General features: G+C 46.2%; 20 protein-coding genes. 15 read left to right on the forward strand and 5 right to left on the reverse strand.

What is annotated here, in order from left to right; genetic code table 11:
* Together feoB and CES81_RS06350 are read right to left on the reverse strand one after the other, a co-directional pair.
* Positions 1-1995, reverse strand: a complete 1995-nt coding sequence (feoB, locus tag CES81_RS06345) for a ferrous iron transport protein B (RefSeq protein ID WP_089121116.1) — start codon at positions 1993-1995, stop codon at positions 1-3.
* Positions 1992-2204 carry a FeoA family protein gene (locus tag CES81_RS06350; RefSeq protein WP_089087991.1) on the reverse strand — a complete coding sequence of 71 codons (213 nt, stop codon included), beginning with the start codon at positions 2202-2204 and terminating at the stop codon, positions 1992-1994. Before CES81_RS06350 ends, feoB begins: the two co-directional genes overlap by 4 nt.
* Before the next feature lie 248 nt (positions 2205-2452).
* On the opposite strand from CES81_RS06350, the gene sufC reads away from it, so the two are divergent.
* The 6 genes from sufC (at position 2453) to CES81_RS06380 (ending at position 8288) form a co-directional block, all read left to right on the forward strand.
* On the forward strand, positions 2453-3247 hold the full coding sequence (gene sufC / locus CES81_RS06355; RefSeq protein WP_089121117.1) for a Fe-S cluster assembly ATPase SufC: 795 nt from the start codon (positions 2453-2455) through the stop codon (positions 3245-3247).
* A 15-nt stretch (positions 3248-3262) separates the two neighbouring features.
* Entirely contained in the window at positions 3263-4567 is a 1305-nt protein-coding gene (gene sufD / locus CES81_RS06360) for a Fe-S cluster assembly protein SufD (RefSeq protein WP_089121118.1), read from the forward strand.
* A complete protein-coding gene (locus CES81_RS06365; RefSeq protein ID WP_089121119.1) occupies positions 4548-5795 on the forward strand; it encodes a cysteine desulfurase in 1248 nt (415 codons plus the stop codon). Before sufD ends, CES81_RS06365 begins: the two co-directional genes overlap by 20 nt.
* Entirely contained in the window at positions 5773-6246 is a 474-nt protein-coding gene (gene sufU, locus CES81_RS06370; protein WP_089087987.1) for a Fe-S cluster assembly sulfur transfer protein SufU, read from the forward strand. The genes CES81_RS06365 and sufU overlap by 23 nt, the downstream gene beginning before the upstream one ends.
* A 2-nt stretch (positions 6247-6248) precedes the next feature.
* Positions 6249-7673: a Fe-S cluster assembly protein SufB gene (gene sufB, locus CES81_RS06375; RefSeq protein WP_089121120.1), complete on the forward strand. Its 1425-nt coding sequence runs from the start codon at positions 6249-6251 to the stop codon at positions 7671-7673.
* A 315-nt stretch (positions 7674-7988) separates the two neighbouring features.
* Positions 7989-8288, forward strand: coding sequence for a cupin domain-containing protein (locus CES81_RS06380; RefSeq protein ID WP_089121121.1), 300 nt, complete (start codon positions 7989-7991; stop codon positions 8286-8288).
* A gap of 89 nt (positions 8289-8377) precedes the next feature.
* Here CES81_RS06380 and CES81_RS06385 read toward each other — a convergent pair whose 3' ends face one another.
* On the reverse strand, positions 8378-9424 hold the full coding sequence (locus CES81_RS06385; protein WP_089121122.1) for an AI-2E family transporter: 1047 nt from the start codon (positions 9422-9424) through the stop codon (positions 8378-8380).
* 138 nt (positions 9425-9562) lie between these two features.
* On the opposite strand from CES81_RS06385, the gene CES81_RS06390 reads away from it, so the two are divergent.
* The 5 genes from CES81_RS06390 (at position 9563) to CES81_RS06415 (ending at position 15358) form a co-directional block, all read left to right on the forward strand.
* Positions 9563-10015 carry a MarR family winged helix-turn-helix transcriptional regulator gene (locus CES81_RS06390; RefSeq protein ID WP_089121123.1) on the forward strand — a complete coding sequence of 151 codons (453 nt, stop codon included), beginning with the start codon at positions 9563-9565 and terminating at the stop codon, positions 10013-10015.
* Between the two features lie 30 nt (positions 10016-10045).
* Complete coding sequence (locus tag CES81_RS06395; protein ID WP_089121124.1) at positions 10046-11779, forward strand: ABC transporter ATP-binding protein; 1734 nt, start codon at positions 10046-10048, stop codon at positions 11777-11779.
* On the forward strand, positions 11779-13587 hold the full coding sequence (locus CES81_RS06400; RefSeq protein WP_089121125.1) for an ABC transporter ATP-binding protein: 1809 nt from the start codon (positions 11779-11781) through the stop codon (positions 13585-13587). Before CES81_RS06395 ends, CES81_RS06400 begins: the two co-directional genes overlap by 1 nt.
* 287 nt (positions 13588-13874) lie before the next feature.
* Positions 13875-14501 carry a GNAT family N-acetyltransferase gene (locus CES81_RS06410; RefSeq protein WP_180949747.1) on the forward strand — a complete coding sequence of 209 codons (627 nt, stop codon included), beginning with the start codon at positions 13875-13877 and terminating at the stop codon, positions 14499-14501.
* Between the two features lie 248 nt (positions 14502-14749).
* On the forward strand, positions 14750-15358 hold the full coding sequence (locus tag CES81_RS06415) for a sugar O-acetyltransferase (protein ID WP_089121128.1): 609 nt from the start codon (positions 14750-14752) through the stop codon (positions 15356-15358).
* Positions 15359-15430: 72 nt separating this feature from the next.
* Here the strand turns inward: CES81_RS06415 and CES81_RS06420 are convergent, their stop codons facing one another.
* Positions 15431-16969 (reverse strand): multicopper oxidase family protein, encoded by a 1539-nt coding sequence (locus tag CES81_RS06420; protein ID WP_089121129.1) that lies wholly within the window; start codon positions 16967-16969, stop codon positions 15431-15433.
* 128 nt (positions 16970-17097) lie between these two features.
* Here CES81_RS06420 and CES81_RS13515 point away from each other — a divergent pair, with 128 nt between their 5' ends.
* Positions 17098-17259: a hypothetical protein gene (locus CES81_RS13515; protein WP_089087976.1), complete on the forward strand. Its 162-nt coding sequence runs from the start codon at positions 17098-17100 to the stop codon at positions 17257-17259.
* Between the two features lie 282 nt (positions 17260-17541).
* Here CES81_RS13515 and CES81_RS06430 read toward each other — a convergent pair whose 3' ends face one another.
* On the reverse strand, positions 17542-18252 hold the full coding sequence (locus CES81_RS06430; RefSeq protein WP_179211592.1) for an HAD family hydrolase: 711 nt from the start codon (positions 18250-18252) through the stop codon (positions 17542-17544).
* Between the two features lie 236 nt (positions 18253-18488).
* On the opposite strand from CES81_RS06430, the gene rpsB reads away from it, so the two are divergent.
* From rpsB to pyrH, 3 genes are all read left to right on the forward strand, one after another.
* Positions 18489-19253, forward strand: coding sequence for a 30S ribosomal protein S2 (rpsB, locus tag CES81_RS06435; protein ID WP_089121130.1), 765 nt, complete (start codon positions 18489-18491; stop codon positions 19251-19253).
* A 127-nt stretch (positions 19254-19380) separates the two neighbouring features.
* Positions 19381-20262, forward strand: coding sequence for a translation elongation factor Ts (tsf, locus tag CES81_RS06440; RefSeq protein ID WP_089121131.1), 882 nt, complete (start codon positions 19381-19383; stop codon positions 20260-20262).
* A 125-nt stretch (positions 20263-20387) separates the two neighbouring features.
* Entirely contained in the window at positions 20388-21110 is a 723-nt protein-coding gene (pyrH, locus tag CES81_RS06445) for a UMP kinase (protein ID WP_089087972.1), read from the forward strand.
* Positions 21111-21145 lie beyond the last annotated feature (35 nt).

Raw genomic sequence — 21145 nt, forward strand, 5'->3', positions numbered from 1 at the left:
TCATGTTAATAGCGACCCAATTTGAAAAATCAAAAAGGCCAGGCTGTAGCTGATAAATAGACTGGAAACAACGGAATACGCGGCCCATTTTGCTGACCCCGTTTCGGATTTAATGGTGCCGATCGTAGCGAAGCAGGGGATGTAGAGCAAAATAAACACTAGTAGGGCATACGCGGAAAGCGCGGTAAAACTGCCGCCGATCATGGCGATCAAAGCACCCTGATTACTGGTGTGGAACAAAACCATCATACTGGAGCTGATCACTTCTTTGGCCAAGACACCGGTCAGCAGCGCGCTGATTGGCTGCCAAGTTGAAATGCCGATCGGCTTAAAGACGGGCAGTAAGACCTTGCCCAAATTAGCAGCAAAGCTTTGGTCAATTTGGGTGACGTAGCCGCGCGTGCCGAAGTTAGAAAGCAGCCAGATCAGGACGGTGCCGGCAAAAATGATCGTCCCGGCCTTTTTGATGAAGCCCTTACCCTTATCCCAAGTCCCGTGCCAGACAATGTCTAACCGGGGAATGTGATACTGCGGCAGCTCCACGATGAAAACGGAGTGCTCCTTAGCCTTAAACATGACGTGGTAAAACTTTGCCATCAATAAGGCCACCACAATTCCTAAGAAGTAGAGCGACAGCACAATCAGTGCTTGGTGGCGTGGAAACAGCGCGGCAACGAATAAACTATAGATCGGCAGCCGGGCAGAACAGCTCATGAACGGAGAAATCAGCGTGGTGATCAGGCGTTCCTTGGGCTGTTCAATGGTCCGTGCCGCCATGATGCCGGTCACGTTGCAGCCGAAGCCGATGATCAGTGGAATAAAGGCCTTACCGTTTAGACCGATCATCTCCATGATCCGGTCGGTGACTAACGCCGCCCGGGCCATGTAACCGGAGTCCTCCAAAATGGAAATACAGGCAAACAGCACAAAAATCTGGGGGATAAACACCAGTACGCCGCCGACGCCGGCAATTAAGCCGTTAACAATCAGCGAACGCAGCATCGGCAGCGCACCGACCTGGGTCAGAAACTGGTTAGCCCAGTGGGAAATTGGCCCGGACAACAGTTTATCCAACTGTGTCGAAATCGGCGTACCGACCCAGTCGAAGGAGAGCTTAAACATCAAATAGAAGATGCCTACGAAGATCGGCAGGCCGAAAATCGGGTGGGTGACCACCTTATCGATCTTAGAAGTCAGCGCAACGTGTTTGGTTGACTGCAGCTGTTCCGTAGCGGCTGATAACGTAGCTTCAATAAAGGAAAGCCGGGTTTCGAAAATCTGGTCAGCAAATTTTTGAGCATCGTAGTAGGCTTTTTGTGATAAAAGCGGTTTTAGTTGGTGCTTCAAGGCGTATTTTCGGACGACTTTATTGTTATTAATGTATTGGATTGCTAGCCAGTGAGCAAACTTGTTATCAATTTTATAATCGTTTGTTAATGATTCAGCCGCCTGGCGAATGGCCTGCTTGACCATCATAGGATAAGCTAATTTCAGCGGTGAATCGGGTTGAATTTCACTCTGGTCGCAAACGAGATCCGCTTTTAATTGTGTCAGGCCCTCTTTATTCCGGGCATTGCTGGTTCGAACGGGACAGCCCAGTTTATCTGAAAGGGTTTTAAGGTCATAAAAGTGGCCGCTGCGTTTCAAATCATCGATCATATTCAGGGTGATGATCACGGGAACACCTAATTCCAAAACTTCCACCGATAGCAGCAGATTGCGCTTTAACTGACTGGCATTAGTCACGTTTAGAATTAGATCAGGAGAATTTTGCAGCAAGTAGTTAGTCACCACGGATTCATCTTTGGTGATCGGGTTTAAGGAGTAAACGCCCGGCAGGTCAATCACCTGCGTGTGAGAATGGCGAATTTGGCCGACCTTTTTTTCCACGGTCACGCCCGTCCAGTTACCCACGTAGGCGTACTTGTCGGTCAGTTCATTAAAGAGGGTCGTTTTACCCGTATTGGGGTTGCCCAGTAAGGCGACAGTCGTCAAGAGGCGTCACCTCCCGTAAGCTGCTGAAAGACCTGGTAGCGAATACCAATTCGCTGGTGATCGGCCTGAATGATTACCGGGCCATGAAAGGGGTAGAAGCGGACAGCTAAAATTTCGCTGCCCACCTGTAATCCCAGGCTGTGCAAGCGTTGTGTTGTTGCGTAGTCAAGACCGTTGAACTGCTTAATCATAAAGTGCTTCATGATCATCAACCTACTTTCCATTCATTCCGGTGATAGCCGACGATTAGTTAGCCATTTTTATTCAATAAAGAATATCTTGTCCCCTATAGTAGCACAAAATATGATTTTTTTATGTAGATTGGTCATGCTTTGTTTGAATAGTCTGAGAAAACTACTATAATCTGAGATGTAATGAACAATATTCGCACTGGAATAATTGGTGGTATCGGTTCGGGTCATATTCCGGCGATAATAATCTGTGGAGGATGATTTATATGGCGACACTTGAAGTAAAGGATCTGCACGTTTCGGTCAAAGAAGAAAAAAGTCAAACCCGCGAAATCTTGAAGGGTGTCAATCTGTCGATGAAGACCGGTGAAATTCACGCGATCATGGGGCCTAACGGAACTGGTAAGTCGACCTTGGCCCAAACCATTATGGGCAATAGCGCTTATCACGTCACCCAAGGCGACATCCTTTTGAATGGCGAAAGCCTTTTAGAAATGCCGGTTGATGAACGGGCACGTAAGGGCTTGTTTCTCGGTATGCAGTACCCAGCGGAGATCAAGGGTGTCACCAACGCCGAATTCCTGCGGGCGGCAATCAATGCACGCCGGCCGGAAGACGACCAAATTTCGGTGATGGCTTTCTTGAAGGAACTGGACAAGAACTTGGATTTACTTGATATGAGTAAAGAAATGACCGAACGTTATTTGAATGAGGATTTCTCCGGCGGTGAAAAAAAGCGTAACGAAATTCTTCAACTATTAATGATCAAGCCATCCTTCGCCTTACTTGATGAAATTGATTCCGGCCTTGATATTGATGCGTTGCAGGTGGTTGCTAAAGGTGTCAATTCCATGCGTGGCGATGATTTTGGCTCACTGATCATTACCCACTACCAACGGCTGTTGAACTATATTGTGCCGGATGTTGTTCACGTGATGATGGATGGCCGTATCGTTAAAAGCGGTGACGCAGAACTGGCTAAGAAGCTGGAAAATGAAGGCTACGCCGGTTTGCGCGATGAATTGGGCTTAAAGGTCAACTTGGTTGATGACAATCGCTAGGGAGGAGAGGTCGTTTTGAAAAGTGCCGTTCAGGATTATGAAGCAATAAAAACCGCAGTCAGAACTGCTGCTAACGCGCACGGCGAGCCGCAGTGGTTCGTGGACCGTCGCCTTGCAGCGATTGATGCAATGCAAGAGCTCGCACTGCCAGAAATGCAGCGTTATGATTTTCACCGCTGGCCGTTAATGGGCAACGTGGAACTGAGTTTTAGAGATAGCGACAAACATCTCGCGGATGGTTTGCCTAAAGCGACTAACCAGATTCGTTTTGTTCAGGTCGGCCAAACGACGGTTGCTGTCAACCTGCCAGCTGACTTGGCAGATCAAGGGGTTATCTTAACCGATATTTTCAGCGCTTTCCGTAATCACGCGGATTTGGCTAAAAAGTATTTTATGACTCAAGTGACGCAATATAATGAAAATAAATTGACTGCTTATCAACAAGCGTTCTTAAATGCCGGTATCTTTTTGTACGTGCCGAAGGGTGTTGAAATCAAACAGCCGATTGAAGCTTATTTGATTCAGGATAGTACGGTTAAACAAGCGATGGTATCGCACGTTTTGATCATCGCTGAAGAGAACAGTCAGTTCTCGTTCATTCAGCATTTAACTACCAGGGGTGATGAGGCGAATGCCGCGCACTGCATGGTCGAAGTGGTCAGCGGCACGAATAGTCACGTTCACTTTTCCAGTGTAGACGAATTAGGTGCGAACACCTACTCGTTCTTGCACCGTCGCGCAAACCTCGCCAATGATGCCCGTTTCGACTGGGCCATTGGGATCGCCAACGACCAAAACACGCTTGGTGATATCACTAGCGAATTGATTGGTGAAGGTTCCCATTCTGAATCAAAGGTCGTTGCGATTACTACCGGTAAACAAAGCAATGGATTAAATAACCGGGTGGTAAACCGGGGCAAGCACACCACAGCCAATATCTCACAACGCGGTGTGCTGCTGGAAAAATCCGAACTGGTTTTCAATGGTATCGGCAACATTATCCACGGTGCTTCTGGTGCCAACGCCGAACAGGAAAACCGGGTATTGATGATGTCACATGAGGCACACGGAGACGCTAACCCAATCTTGCTGATCGACGAAGACGACGTCATTGCCGGACACGCGGCTAGTGCTGGGCAAGTTGATCAAAATCAGCTGTACTACTTGATGAGCCGGGGCATTGATAAAGAGTTAGCCCAACGGTTAGTCATTCGTGGGTTCTTAGGACCCGTGCTGGAAGAGATTCCGTTAAAGGAAGTACGTCGAGAAATGATTGGCGTGATTGAAAGGAAGCTAAAAGATGGACAGCACTTTGAATAAGTTACTGAGTGATTTTCCAATTTTGGATCAAAAGGTCAACGATGAACGGCTCGTTTATTTGGACAACGCTGCCACTGCTCAACGGCCAAACCAGGTTATTAAAGCGCTAACACACTTCTATCAGACGGATAACGCGAACGTTCACCGGGGTGTTCATACCTTAGCTGAGCGGGCGACTGCCGATTATGAAGCAGCTCGCCGGAAAGTGCAGCAGTTTATTAACGCGCCAGAGCCCGAAGAAGTGATCTTTACCAAGGGTTGCACGGATGGATTGAACCTGGTTGCCAGCACCTATGGTGAAGCCAATATTTCCGCTGGTGATGAAATCGTGATTTCCATCATGGAACATCATAGTAATCTCATTCCTTGGCAGCAGTTAGCGATTCGCAAGGGTGCGACGTTAAAGTACATCCATTTAACGGATGACGGCGAACTGGATTTAGATGAAGCGAAGCAGCTGATTACCGATAAGACGAAAATTGTTGCGGTGGCCCATGCTTCAAACGTTATGGGGACCGTTAATCCAATCAAGGAATTAGCAAAAATAGCACATCAGCACGGGGCAGTTTTGGTTGGTGATGGTGCTCAAGCTGTACCTCATATGCCAGTTGATGTGCAGGACTTAGACGTTGATTTCTACGCTTTTTCCGGTCATAAAATGATGGGCCCCACTGGGATCGGTATTTTGTACGGGAAGCGGCAACTGCTGGAAGCCATGTCACCCTATCAGTATGGCGGTGAAATGATCGGCTTTGTCCATGAGCAGGAAGCTACCTGGGCTGAGCTGCCCTATAAGTTTGAAGCCGGCACCCAAAACATTGCCGGTGCGGTGGGTTTAGGTGCCGCGGTTGACTACCTCACTAAGATCGGCATGTCAACTGTTCAAGCACATGAACAGGAATTAGTAAATTACCTGCTACCAAAGATGGAAGCCATGGATGGCGTGCAAGTTTATGGGCCACAGGATCCGGCCAAGCATACCGGAGTCATTGCGTTTAACCTCGAAAACCTGCACCCTCACGATGTGGCCACCGCGTTAGACATGGAAGGGGTGGCGGTTCGTGCCGGACATCACTGTGCACAGCCATTGATGGCATACCTTGGATTAACGGCCACCGCTCGTGCCAGTCTGTACTTGTATAACACCCAAGCAGATGCGGATCGTTTGCTTGTGGCACTTCAAGAAACAAAGGAGTTCTTCAATCATGGGTCTAGAGAAACTAAATAATTTATACCGAGAAGTGATCTTGGACCACTCAGACCATCCGCATCACAAACATGCGCTGCCGGATGCCACTCATAAAATCACGCTGAAGAATCCGACTTGCGGTGACGTGATCAATTTGGATATTGAGCTGGATGATCAGGATCATATCAAAGATATCGGGTTTACCGGTGAGGGCTGTACCATTAGTCAATCCAGTGCCAGTATGATGACGGATGCCGTAATGGGTAAGTCCAAGGACGAAGCCTTGCACATGGCCAAGACCTTTTCTGATATGGTCATGGGTAAGAAGCATCCTCAGGCTGATTTGGATGAGCTCCAAGATGCTGCTATTTTAAGTAACGTGATGACGTTTCCAGCCCGCATCAAGTGCGCGACACTTTCTTGGTGGGCCTTACAGCGAGCACTGTTAAAGCAACCCGACGACGGTAATGATTCCGAAAAGGAGGAATAGCGATGGCAAAAGGAACAGGTGCAGAAGGTGTCCCAGACATCGTTGCTAACGATAAAGATTATGAATACGGGTTTCACGACGACGTGAAGCCGGCATATTCAACTGGTCGTGGACTGACCGAAGAAACGGTTCGTAAAATTTCGGCTGAAAAAAAGGAACCCAAATGGATGCTGGATTATCGGCTGAAGTCCTATGAAGCCTATAAGAAGCTGCCGATGCCGGATTACGGTCCCGATTTAAGCGAACTGGATTTAAAAAATATGCTGTACTATCAAAAAATGACGGATAAAAAGTACCGGGATTGGAATGACGTGCCTGAAGATCTGAAAAAGACCTTTGATCGACTGGGAGTTCCTGAAGCGGAGCGCAGTTACCTGGCCGGATCGTCGGCCCAGTATGAATCCGAAGTGGTTTATCACAACATGCGAAACGACTTTGAAAAACTGGGGATCATTTTTACTGATACCGATACGGCATTACGGGAATACCCAGAACTGTTCAAAAAGTGGTTTGGCAAGTTAGTGAAGCCTACGGACAATAAGTTTGCGGCACTGAACGGTGCTGTCTGGTCCGGCGGGTCGTTCATTTACGTACCGAAAGGCGTTCAAACCAAGACGCCAATTCAGTCTTACTTCCGGTTGAATGCGGAAAATTCCGGTCAGTTCGAGCGGACACTGATCATCGTTGATGAAGGTGCCCGTGTGGACTACGTGGAAGGCTGTACCGCACCGAACTATTCATCGGATAGCCTGCACGCTGCGGTGGTTGAAGTGAACGTTCAAAAGGACGCTTACTGCCGGTACACCACCATTCAAAACTGGTCGAACAACGTCTACAGTCTAGAAACAAAGCGGGCTTGTGCACAGGAAAACGCCACGATGGAATGGGTCGACGGTAACTTGGGGTCGAAAGTAACGATGAAGTATCCCAGTGTTTACTTAGATGGTAAAAATGCGCGTGGGACGATGCTTTCAATTGCCGTTGCGTCAAATGGCATTCACCAGGACTCCGGTGCGCGGATGATTCATAACGCACCGAATACGTCTAGTTCGATTGTTTCCAAGTCAATTGCGAAGACGGGTGGCTCTACGGATTACCGTGGGACAGTTCGCTTCACGAAAAAGGCGGATGGCTCAAAAGCCCACGTAGAATGTGACACGATCATCATGGATGACCAGTCCTCGTCGAACACGATTCCGTATAACGAAATTTATAACGGCAACGTGGCGATGGAACACGAAGCTAAGGTGTCGAAGATTTCAGAAGAACAGCTGTATTATTTGATGTCTCGAGGAATCTCGGAATCAAAGGCCACTGAAATGATTATCATGGGCTTTGTGGAACCCTTTACGAAGCAGTTACCAATGGAATACGCGGTTGAACTGAACCGGTTGATTAGTTTTGAGATGGAGGGGTCAATAGGTTAAGGTGCAAGGTGCGCAAAGAAGGCGTTTAGCGACCGGAGCATAAGGGACTCCCGCCATAAACCCCGGTCTTGGGTTTATGGCGGGAGTCCCTTATGTGCAGGTCGCTGCCTTCTAGGAGCCCGATTAGGCTATAAAAAAGTGGACAACTCATAAACCCCGGTCTTGGGTTTGTGGCGGGAGTCCCTTATGTGCAGGTCGCTGCCTTCTAGGAGCCCGATTGGGCAATAGAGGTAACCATCAAAATGATTTAAACTTAATAGTAGCAGCTGGTTTCGACCTGCCGCTATTTACATACAAACTGGAGGCAATGCGAAGATGAAGATCTTAACACCAGATACAACAATTTCAGAGGGTCCAGACCGGATGATGGTTGAACATCATTTGTCGATCGTGCGATTGGTTTTACCCAAGGGGTTTACTATTAAACGGCACCGATCAATGATGACGGTAACGGTCGTGGCAATCAAGGGAAAGATTCAGTTCCATACTGACGATGACGTCACTACGCTAGTGCCAGGAAAAGCCGTTGTGATGCAGCCGGGTGAGTTTCACTGGTTAGAAGCACCCGATGAGGCTGGTCAAGTGATGGTGGTTCACGGCGTACTCGCACAGTAGTAATAGTGTTAAAAAGCAGGTTAAATGCACAGCAAAAAGACTCAGGCAATGGTTAAGGTTGTCTGAGTCTTTTTGTGTTGCTAACGTTTTTAATTGTTGGTTACAACCTTCTTTTTGCCCTGAGTTTTATCCTTCGTCAACGTTTTGATCTGCAGGATATCTAAGAAGAAGGTAAAAATCGGCAAGCCGACGATCAATCCCCAAGTCCCAAATAACTTCTCGCTGGCAAGCAGCACGATGAAGGTAAAGAAGGCGGGGAGATGCGTTTTGCTGGACATAAAGCGGGGGTTTAACACGTAAGCTTCCAGTGCGTGGATACAGATGATCATGATGATAATGGCAATCACGCTTTGCCAGCCGCCAACGGCATAGGCAACCATTGATAATGGCACGACGGAAATCAACGCTCCTGCCACGGGAATCAAAGAGAGTAAGAAGACCATGATTGCGAGCCCTGGGACGTTGGGAATCTTCATGAACAGCAACGTTACACTGGTGATGGCGGTGTTAACTAAGGCAATGAAAATTTGCGCTTCAATGACAACACCAAAGGTATTAATGAATTTTTCGGCAAAGAACTTGATATCACCAAACAGCCAACCAAGTGGCGAGCTTAAGAAATTGCGGCCAAAAGCGTTTAATTCATCAAATTCCGAGGTGTAAAAGAAACTCAGGATGAGCGACAGCACGAAGGTGATCCCCATGGTGGTGATGCTGCCGACATAGGTGAATAGGGCGCTGACACCTGATTCAATCTGGGTGGAGACGTGCATCTGCTTGAGATTGGTCATCAGCCAGTTAATGTCAGCATTGCTAGCAGCGGACTTGCTGTCATAAAAGGACGTGACGGACTTAACCAGTGAGATCGACTGCTTGGCGATTTCCGGTACAAAGTGAATGATGCCGTAGCCGATCAATCCGAAAATTAAGAGGTAGATCGGCGCCACCACGATGATTGGCTTGACTGAAAAATGACGTCTCACAAATTGAATCGCCTTGATCACGAGAAACGAAAAGATAAACGTCAGCAAAATGGTACTCATAACGCTGCGGACCAGCCAAAGCAATAAGATCAATGCCAGTAAAACGGTCGTCCGGCGTAAAACGATGTTGTCAGTAAATTTTTTATAAGTCATAAGCTCCCCCTAATGTCACTAAAATTTCACAACAGTAAAGATAACACAACTTGGCAGAAAAGAATATCTTGATTTTAGTACGAAATCAGACTAAGATAAAGCAAATAGTCCGAAAACGGACAAAAAGGAGAAATACCGATGACTTTAGACGAGCAAATTGGCGCCATTAATCAACTATCACGAGAAATCGATCAAACTTACCATAATATCGCGCAGCATTTTAAACTATCAGACAACATTTTCTGGATTTTTTACATCATCTACAGCAGTGAGGGAGAAATCACGCAATCTGATTTGAGCCAGAAATGGTCCTATTCAAAGCAGACCGTGAACTCGTCCACGTCAACCATGGTCAAGCGGGGCTGGGTTACCTTAGATTTACTACCGGACTCTCGCAAAAGTAAGGCGATTCATCTTACTGAGGCTGGTCGTGAACTTTGTGAAAAAGCAATTGGCACCACTCGTCAGATCGAACAGCACGCTTATTCCCATCTCAGTTCTGAAAAGCTGGATCAGTTTATCGACCTGTTCAAAGTGATGAACACGCACTTTGATGAAGAACAGCAACAGATGCTGGGTGCTGATAAGTAATAGGAATATTTCACGATAAGGAGAATGCCGATGACCAAATTAATCACGTTTTTAAAGCCGTACCGCACGCGAATCACGGTGATGCTGATGCTGCTCTTCGCGCAGACTTTGGGGACGCTATATTTACCGACCTTAACAGCTGACATTATCAACTCCGGCATCATTAAAGGTAAGTTGAACGTGGTCTGGATGACTGGCGGCATGATGTTAGTGGTGGCCTTTATTGCAGCTGTGGCAGCAGTGTGGGGAACCTACTTGTCAACCACTGTGGCGACGCACTTGGGGCAAGATATTCGCAGCCGGTTGTTTCGCCGGGTTCAATCGTTTTCCACCAACGATTTCAACCGGTTTGGGGCCGCGTCGTTGATCACCAGAAGCACCAACGACGTTACGCAGGTTCAGCAGGCGTTTTCCATCATCGTCCAAATGCTATTGCCAGCACCCTTTATGACGGTGGCTGGGCTGATCCTGGCCTTTTCGAAGGACCGGCTATTAGCTTTTATGCTGCTGGGTTTCATGATCGTGATCTTGGTTGCCATGGCGTTAGTCGCCAAGAAGATCGGGCCGCTGTTTGAACGGCTGCAAAAACAGCTCGATAAAATCAACCAAACGGTGCGGGAGCGCATCATTGGGGTGCGGGTCATTCGGGCGTTCAACCAAACGCAGGCTGAAACTAAGAAAACTAACCAAACGTTTGAGGTTTACGGTTCAACAGCCATTAAAGCCAACAAAATCTTTGCCATTTTACTGCCTTTGGTGATGCTGATGATGAATCTGTTAACGGTGTTGTTCATCTGGTTTGGCGGTCAGCAAGTGGTTTCCGGCAACATGGCGATCGGCGACATCATGGCAATGATCGAATACGCTGTGCTGACGTTGATGTATTTACTGATGGGCGTGGCGGTGTTCTTATTTATTCCACGGGCGCAAACCTGTGCGAAGCGAATCCACGCCGTACTCTCCGTACAACCGGAATTAACGGAGCAAGCGCTCCAGCCACAGATCTCAGCTGAGAATAAGCAGGCAAAAGTTGTGTTTGACCACGTAACTTTTAGTTATAAAGGCGCTGAACAGCCGGTTTTGCAGGACGTTAATTTTACCCTGAAGAAGGGCCAGACCACTGCCATCATTGGGAGTACTGGTGCTGGTAAATCAACGCTTATTCACTTACTGATGCGGCTGTACGATGCACAATCGGGGCGAATCCTGGTGGATGGCCGTGACGTGCAGTCTTACGAGTTATCAGATCTGCGCACCAAACTGGGGGTCGTGCCGCAAAAGGCATTCTTGTTCAGCGGTACGATTGCTACTAATTTGAAACACGGCAATCCGGTCGCAAGTGTCGAAGACATGCATCATGCCGCTGCCGTAGCACAAATCGACGACTTTATTCGGGCTGATCCGAGAGGGTTAGATCAGCCAGTTGATAAGGGCGGTACTAATTTTTCTGGCGGACAGCGGCAACGGTTGGCGATTGCGCGGGCGATTATCAAACACCCTGAAATCTACGTCTTTGACGACAGCTTTTCCGCACTGGACTTTAAAACAGATGCCAAGTTACGGGCGGCATTGAAAGCCGAAGTTCATGACAGCGCCACGCTGATCATTGCTCAGCGAATCAGTACCATTATTGATGCTGACCAGATTATTGTGCTGGACGAAGGACGCATCGTGGGAATTGGGACTCATAGCGAGTTGATGCAGACGTGTCAGGTTTATCAGCAGATTGCCCGGTCACAATTTAGTGAGGAGGAGCTTGCCTAATGGAAACGATTATTTCAAAACCACGTCAGATCAAAGCAACGACGCGCCGTTTCCTTAAGGACCTTTTGAGGCAAAAATGGCAGTTAATTACCGTGATTATTTGCTTAACGTTATCAACCGTGTGTACCCTGGCAAGCCCAATGCTGATGGGGCAGGCAATTGATCAAATTGCTACAGGTATTTCACGTGCCGCTAAAACGGGCGCTCACTTTTCAGTCAGCGTAAAAACACTCGGGACAATTGTGCTTGCACTGTTGGCGGCATACTTATTGAGCGCGCTATTTAGTTATTTTTCGCAGCTTATTTTAGCCAGTGTTGCCCAACGGCTAACCTTGATGCTGCGAAAACGAATCAGCGATAAATTAAACCGGTTGCCGCTCAACTATTACGATAACCATCAAACGGGTGACACTTTAAGCCGGGTCACCAACGACTTGGAAAGAATTGCGGACACTTTACAGGAATCGCTGGAACAGGCCTTTACCTCAATCATCATGATTATTGGTGCTTTTGGGCTAATGTTCATGATCAGTCCTAGTTTGACGCTGATTGCGTTGCTCACCATCATTGCCAGCATTGTGGCCGCGACCATCGTTTCCAGCAAAACGAACCGTTACTATGCTGATAATCAAGCGGCTTTGGGGAAATTAAACGCCAACATTGAAGAAGCCTTTACTGGTGATCAAGTCATCAAAGCCTTTAATTTACAGCCCGAAGTTATTCAAACAAATAATGAATTGAACGCGCGACTGCAAAAAGCAGCCACTAAAGCACAGTTTGTGACCTATGCCATCAATCCGCTAATTCGGTTCATGAGCACGTTGGGTTACGTAGTGATTGCCGTACGTGGTGCACTATTAGTTATCGATGGCCGGATCACCATTGGGGACATTCAAGCCGTTTTTCAATACGTTAATCAAGTGTCAGAGCCAGTAACTGAGCTCGCTTATACGATGAATACGTTGCAAGGGGCGGTGGCTTCGGCGGAACGGGTTTATGAAATTGAAGACGCACTGGAAGAAAGCGCGGATGATAAAACACCCGTTTCTGTTCACCGTCCAGTAAGCGGGAACGTGGCCTTTAAGCACGTTCGTTTCGGTTACGAGGAAGGCCAGATTCTGATGCAAGACATTAACTTTACCGCTAAAGTCGGCAGCAAAATCGCCATTGTAGGACCGACTGGTGCAGGGAAAACGACCTTGATTAATTTACTGATGCGGTTTTACGAACTCCAGGGCGGCCAAATCACCATTGACGGTGTTGATATTAAAACCATGAGGCGCAGTGAACTGCACAGTTTATTTGGAATGGTTTTGCAGGAAACCTGGTTATTTAACGGGTCCATCGCTGATAATATCGCCTATGGCAGACCTGACGCTACCTTAGCGGAAATTAAAGCTGCTGCTAAAGCAGCACGGGTGGATCATTTTATCAATACTTTGTCTCAAGGCTACGATACGATTTTAAACGGTGATCAGACTGCTGTTTCCGTTGGTCAAAAACAACTCTTGACGATTGCCAGAACGATTCTGGCAGATCCCAAAATTTTGATTTTGGATGAAGCCACTTCCAGTGTTGATACCAGAACGGAGATTGAAATTCAAAAAGCAATGGATAAACTGATGCAGGGCAGAACCAGTTTTGTGATTGCCCACCGGCTCTCAACCATCAAAGATGCAGATCTCATTTTAGTGATGAACGAAGGCACCATCATCGAACAGGGAACGCATCAAAGCTTGTTGCAACAAAACGGTTTTTATGCTGACCTTTATCGAAGTCAGTTTGCAGTTAAGACAACGGGGGCTTAGAACCTAATCATTTGGAAGTGAAGGAGTTGGTAGATTGAAAGTGACGATTTTGCTAGTAGAGGACGAGGAGGGCTTAAAGTTCTACATGAAGTCTGAGCTGGTCGAATTGGTTGAAGAAGTACCACTTCTAATCCATTTCAGATCGATAATTACCTTTAGAAGCCGGTTGAAAGGCAAGCGGATCAAAGCTATGAAAAACAGGCAGGTGATTATCGAATGAACAATGCCTATGTTGCCAAAAAATGGCAGCCAGAAATTGTTAAGTAACTAGTATTAGGAGGATGAATATGATTCGGAAGCTGACAATGAGACCGTTAGAAAGACGTGATGTTGCTAAGCTAGTGACAATTGTTGAACGGGTTTGGGATTTTAGCGGCGACCGTGACATTAAAGAAAACCACCGGCTTACTAACGTTTTTTTAAAGGCTTGTTTAGTGCGGCAGAATTATGCACAGGTGGCGTTGTGGAATGACGAGGTCGTTGGCGTTATTCTGGCTGAAACGAAGTATTTAAAGAAGTGGCAAATTGGTGATTTCTTGAGATTAGGTTTAGCCCAATTACCTTTGTCATTCAGCACTGAAGGGCGACAAAGTTTAAGTCTGCTCAAAAAGAACCGGGAGATCGATAAGCGGTTGCTGACCAACTTCAATCAACGCGAATACACCGGGGAAATCGTTTTGCTAGTGGTGGACCCAGCCTACCAGAATCTAGGTATCGGGAGGCAATTGTTAGGATCAGTTGCCAGTCACTGGAAACAGGTTCCCGTATCGCATTATTATCTGTTTGCCGACACGGCTTGTAATTACCAGTTTTATCAGCTGATGGGCCTAATGGAAGAACGGAAGCTTTTGGTCAGATTTGACCAGCAATTCAAATTGACTTTTTTTCTGTATACCGGTGAACTGAACAATTGATAGCTTATCGAGACTTTACGTATGTTGTCAATCAACCAAAATACGACTCAGTAAAACGGGAAACAAAAGACTAGCAGTTTCCCGTTTTGATGTGTATAACGGTCTTGCTGTCTCAAAGTAGCAACTTGAACTTTTAAATGAGGTGGTGAGTACTTGTCAGCCATCATCAATGGCGGAGACACGTTCATTAGGTGTGAAGCGCTTTCAAGCTTGCTATAATGAAACGTAGAAGACCAGGAGGCGGTTATATGACCGATGATATGCACAATGGGAACCTTTACTTACCAATGGATAAGGCCATCTTAAAAGTCCAAGAAGCGGCTCAAGAACTGCAATACGACTATAATCAAACCCGGCCGAGTGACCACGAAAAGCGTGGCAAGCTGCTTAAACGGATGTTTGCTGAAATCGGTGAAGAAACTTATATTGAACCGCCACTGCACGCTAATTGGGGCGGTCACTTTATGCATTTTGGCAACCACATTTTTGCTAACTATAATTTAACTGCGGTAGATGACACCAGTATCTACGTTGGTGATCACACCATGTTTGGTCCGAACGTGATCTTAGCTTCAGGGACCCACCCGGTTTTGCCGGCGTTACGCGAAAAAGAGTACCAGTATAATTTACCGATCAAAATTGGTCGTAATTGCTGGTTAGGTGCCGGCGCAATCGTACTGCCAGGAGTGACCATTGGCGATAATACGGTGATCGGTGCCGGCAGCGTTGTGACGCAGGATGTGCCGGCAAACGTTGTGGCAGTCGGCAATCCGTGTCGGGTCATGCGGGCAATTAATGCACGTGACCAGCAGTATTACGACCGGCAGCGAAAAATTGATTGGTCGAAAATTCAGTAGGAAGAAACGGGGATACAAAAAGACGTTCAATCGTGTGATTGAACGCCCTTTGTATTTTATGAATGCAGCAGATTACATCTTCATACCCATTTTACGGTAGGAATCCATACCGGCCATCCATAAGTCTTTAGGATCAATGCCGCGTTCTTTGGCAAACGCGTTCATCAAAGTATCCATATCCATTAACTTATATGTTGGCTTAGGTTTGTTTGGATCATAGGTTTGTATCTGAGCCATCATGCCGCCATCTTCATGTTCGATAATGTGGCAGTGATACATGTAAACGCCGGGTAAGTCGAAACGGACCAGCACGCGAACGGTTTCGCCTGGGTTGACACCAACCGTATCCTTAAAGCCGTGTTCGTTTGGATACGGTTCATGGCCATTGCGTGAAATGACCAAAAATTCAGTACCGTGGACGTGGAAGGGGTGAACCATGCCGGATTCCTTTGAGTTGGCATTGGTAATGTCCCAGTACTGACTTTCACCAATTGGCTGGGTGGCATCGATGCGTTGCATACTGAACTTTTTATTGTCCATCATGACACTTTCGTCCATGCCGCTCATTACAATCTTACGAATGGGTGTTTTAGGATCAACTTCAGGTTTTTTAATGGCCAGCAGATGCTCCGGCAAAGTGGTCTTGTCAGGTGCAAACTGATGAATTCTAAATTCAACGATCGGCACATCATCACTAAACAGCGTGACAATTTGGCCTTCATGATAACCGGAGAAATCAACTACGATCTCGGCCCGTTCAGCACAGGTGAGCATCAGATGATCCATGTAAACGGGTTCGGGCAACAAGCTGGAATCGCCCGCTACCTGAGCAAATTTAAGGTTATCGGAGAAGTGCAGGCGCCATTCCCTGCGGTTAGCACCGTCCAGAATGCGGAAGCGAACTTTTTGGGTGGTGACGTCAAAGAAGGGGTTAACGGTCCCGTTAATGAGGGCAGTTGGGCCTTGAACGCCATCTGGATCGTAGTCAGCATGGTAATCTAATTGATTATCTTCGTGGAAACGACGGTCTTGAAGAACCAACGGAATATCATCCACACCATAATGATGCGGTAAGGGCAGACTGTTGATGTGGTCATCAGTGACCAGTACCATGGTTGCCAGACCGTGCCAAACTTGTTCAGCAGTTGATGGGCACGGGTGAGCGTGCAGCCAAGTTGTTGCTGCGGGCTGATTCAAAGTGAAATCGATGTGTTTGGTTTCACCCGGATAAACGGGGGCGTGACAGCCACCATCGACGTAGGGACCGGAAACAATTAGTCCGTGCCAGTGGAAAGTGGTCAATTCGGACAGGTGGTTCTCCAAAGCCACGTGAATGTGTTTGCCAACTGGGTAGACGATCGTCTGGCCGAGAATACTGGCATTATAGCCCCAGGTTTTTGTTTTTTTACCCGGTAAAATTGGGGTTTCACCGGTTTGAGCCGTTACTGTGTACCAGATATCAGTATCGGTTTCTTTATCAGGTTTTAATAACGCTGGGATCGCCAACGGTTTTTCGGGTGCATCGGCAACTTCAAGCGGAACATAACCGCCATCATGAGTATTAAAAGCCGGTTCGTCAAAAAAGTAATTATGATAAATTTCTTCACTCATTAAATTTTCTCCTCTCATGTTTAGTTCTATTATATACCAGGTATTTTTAAAATTATAATGGTTTTTAAGGAATGCCTAAATAATTTGTATTATAGTAGTATAATAATGAAAGAAAGAGAGATGATTAGATGAGTTCGATGTCGAAGTGGTTTTTATGGCTATTATTGATTTTAAATGTGATTTTGATCGGTTTCTTGCTTAGTATGAACAACATGGCTGCCATGTGGATGATGGCTATCATTATGTTGCTTGATTCAATTGGTTCATTGGTCGCTGTTTATCGGCGGTGAAACCGTTCATTTTAAATATAAAATAGTTAATTTTGGCTAAAAAGAAACTGTGATTTAAGTTGATATCGATAGGGATGCCAGTTGATTTCTTGACTAAGACACAGCCAGAATGTGCTTTAGTTCACGACTTGAATACAGTTTTAGCCTGTTTTGCAGTTCAGATTCCAGCATATAACACCCAAAAGCACCATCCCGATAAAAACTATCGGAATAGTGCTTTTGGGTGTTATATGCCGGAATCTACCGAGTTGAGTTGCAGTCTCTTATAAAATAGTTGCTCAACTAGTAGTTGGTCACGGACATGGCTTGTAACAGTTCGGCCAATTCACTTGGTGATTCCACTGTTTGATCAGGAATGAAATCAGATTGCGGCATATCTAAATGACGATGGTTAAACCAAAAAGCGTGCCAACCGGCCTGCTTAGCACCGACCATATCCTTTTCAAAATTATCACCGATATAAACAACTTCTTTCGGCTGAATGTTCATTTGCCGGTTAAAGTGGGTAAAAATTCTGGGGTCTGGTTTGCGTAAGCCGACTTCATCAGAGATGACAACATTTTCTTTTTTGACCCAACGTTGAATGTCTAGATGTGATAACTTTTCGGTTTGCGTATTACTTTCACCATTAGTGATGACACCTAATTCATAGTGATCCTTCAAAAGGGGTAGTTGTGCCTGAATATCAGCGAATAAACTGATTTTTTCCGCCTCAGCGTGGTAACGATCGCAAAAAGCGAGCCAAACCGAGTTCGTCAATGTTGGCAAATCATGTTTGACCAGCACGTCATTCAGACAGCTGAAGACATGGTTCATTGTCAGTGTTTCTAATTTTGCGACTCGATCATTCATGTGCTTGAAGACCTTAAAAAGGTCTGTCAGCACGTGACCGGAAACCGCGGGGTCGTTCCAGACTGAAAATAGTGCCTGCTGAAACGGTCGTTGTTGATCATATAGTGTATCGTCAAGATCAAAAACGATAGCTTTGAGCATAATCGGTTCCTCCTCGAAGTTCTGCGAAGTGTAGTGTAACATGAATGTAACAATTATTTCAAATATTTTTTATTTTCAAGCCGCCAAAGGGTTGCTATAAAAGCCCAATACGGGTATACTAGTTTTCGGCTGATTGCCACAATTCACACTCTGAGCAATATACTGAGCAGTGCTCGCGAGAGTTCTTAGTATAAACGACCTCAGGGGAGGAAAAAAACTTTGATGGAGGCTATTTCATGGCTGTTATTACAATGAAACAATTACTTGAAGCAGGTGTCCACTTTGGTCACCAAACTCGTCGCTGGAACCCAAAGATGAAGAACTACATCTTCACTGAACGTAACGGGATCTACATTATCGACTTACAAAAGACGGTTAAATTAATCGACGTTGCCTACAACTTCGTTAAGGATGAAGCATCTAAGGGTGCCGTAGTGCTTTTCGTTGGTACTAAGAAGCAAGCCCAAGATTCTATTGAAGAAGAAGCTACCCGCGCTGGTCAATTTTACGTTAACCACCGTTGGTTGGGTGGAACTTTAACCAACTGGGAAACCATTCAAACCCGTATCAAGCGTTTGAAAGACCTTAAGAAGATGGCTACTGACGGTACTTTTGATCGTCTGCCAAAGAAGGAAGTTTCTTTACTGAAGAAGTCAACTGACAAGTTGGAACGTTTCTTAGGCGGTATCGAAGATATGCCTAAGTTGCCTGACGTGATGTTTGTTGTCGACCCTCGTAAGGAACAGATTGCCGTTAAGGAAGCTCAAAAGCTGAACATTCCGATCGTTGCTATGGTTGATACTAACACCGACCCAGACGACGTTGACGTTATCATTCCTTCTAACGATGATGCCATTCGTGCCGTTCGCTTGATTACCAGCAAGATGGCGGATGCCGTCATCGAAGGCCGTCAAGGTCAAGACGAAGCCGAAGTTGCTAAAGCAGATGCTAGCAAAGATGCTGCTGACAGCAAGGACGCTTCAGAAAACGCTGCTGAATAATATTTGTTAAAAACCATCAGTGCTTAGGCTGGCTTGAAAATGTGGACCCGCGAGGCCTGATTATTTTCGGGCCAGCTTTTTGTGTTGGTGTTATGCGACTCATTTTTAATTATAAGGAGGCCATATAATGGCAAGCATTACTGCAAAAATGGTTAAAGAACTGCGTGATAAGACTAGCGTTGGTATGATGGACGCAAAGAAAGCCCTTGTTGCTACTGAAGGCGACATGGACAAAGCAATCGATTTTCTGCGTGAAAAGGGAATTGCTAAAGCGGAAAAGAAGAGCGGCAACGTGGCTGCTAACGGTTTAGCTCACATTTCTGAAAACGGCAACGTGGCTGCAATCGCTGAAGTTAACTCTGAAACTGACTTTGTTGCTTCTAACGATCGGTTTAAAAACTTGGTTAAAACCATCACTGATCTGATTGCTGCTAACAAACCAGCTGATATGGATGCTGCTTTAGCTTTAAAGAATGCTGATGGCCAATCTATCAAGGACCTGATCATCGAACAGACTCAAGTTACTTCAGAGCACACCACACTGCGTCGCTTTAAAGTTGTTGAAAAGTCTGATAACGAAGTCTTTGGCGCATACTTGCATAATGGTGGTCAAATTGGTGCTTTAGTCGTTCTTGATGGTGCTGACGCTAGTGTTGCCAAGAACGTTGCCATGCACGTTGCGGCCATTAACCCAGAATTTACGTCTCGTGAAGAAATTCCTGCCGACCGGTTGGACCACGAACGGGAAGTTTTGAAGAAGGAAGCATTAAACGAAGGCAAGCCTGAAAAGATCGTTGAAAAAATGGTCGAAGGCCGTCTCCGCAAGTTCCTGTCTGAAGTCAGCCTTGCTGATCAAGAGTTCATCATGGATTCTGACCAAACGGTTAGTCAATACGTTGCCTCAAAGGGCGGCAAATTGAAGAGCTTTGTTCGTTATGAAGTCGGTGAAGGTATCGAAGTTGAAAAGAAGAACTTTGAAGATGAAGTAAATAGTCAAATTAACGGCTAAACTGACTTTAAAAGGGGATGTACGTGTGGCGTACATCTTTTTTTATGCAATTTAGCCGGGATACGACTGTTGGTCGATACCGGTTTATGATAGAATTACAAAAGGAAACTAATAGGAGGCTCATGATGTCGGATTTAAAGTATAAACGCGTCGTTTTGAAGCTGAGTGGTGAAGCTTTGGCAGGCGATCAAGGTTTTGGTATCCACCCACCAGTTATTAGAACGGTGGCAAAAGAAGTAAAAGAAGTCTTTGATTTGGGTCTTCAGATCGGGATCGTCGTTGGCGGCGGTAACATGTGGCGAGGCGAATCAGGTGCTCAGATGGGCATGGAACGCGCGCAAGCCGACTATATCGGCATGCTTGCAACCATCATGAATGGCCTTGCCCTTCAGGATAACCTCGAAGACATCGGTGTGCCGACTCGGGTTCAAACTTCGATTGAAATGCGGGCTATTGCAGAGCCTTATATTCGGCGGAAGGCAATCCGTCACTTGGAAAAAGACCGGGTCGTTATCTTCGCTGGTGGCACTGGCAGCCCGTACTTTTCAACTGATACGACCGCGGCTTTACGGGCAGCGGAAATCAATGCTGACGCTATTTTAATGGCTAAAAACGGGGTCGACGGTGTTTACTCTGCTGATCCTAACATTGATCCTAAAGCGGTTAAGTTTGATCACTTGACCCACATGGATATTATTAATAAGGGCCTCCATGTCATGGATTCTACGGCCAGCACATTATCAATGGATAATGATATTCCGCTGGTTGTCTTTAATCTGAATCATCCAGGTAACATTAAGAAGGTTGTTCTTGGTGAAAATATCGGGACAACGGTAAGGGGGAAATAGTTTTGGCAAACCCAATTATTGATGAAGCAAAAGAT

It is taken from the genome of Secundilactobacillus pentosiphilus (genome assembly GCF_002217985.1).
Taxonomy (GTDB): Bacteria; Bacillota; Bacilli; order Lactobacillales; family Lactobacillaceae; genus Secundilactobacillus; species Secundilactobacillus pentosiphilus.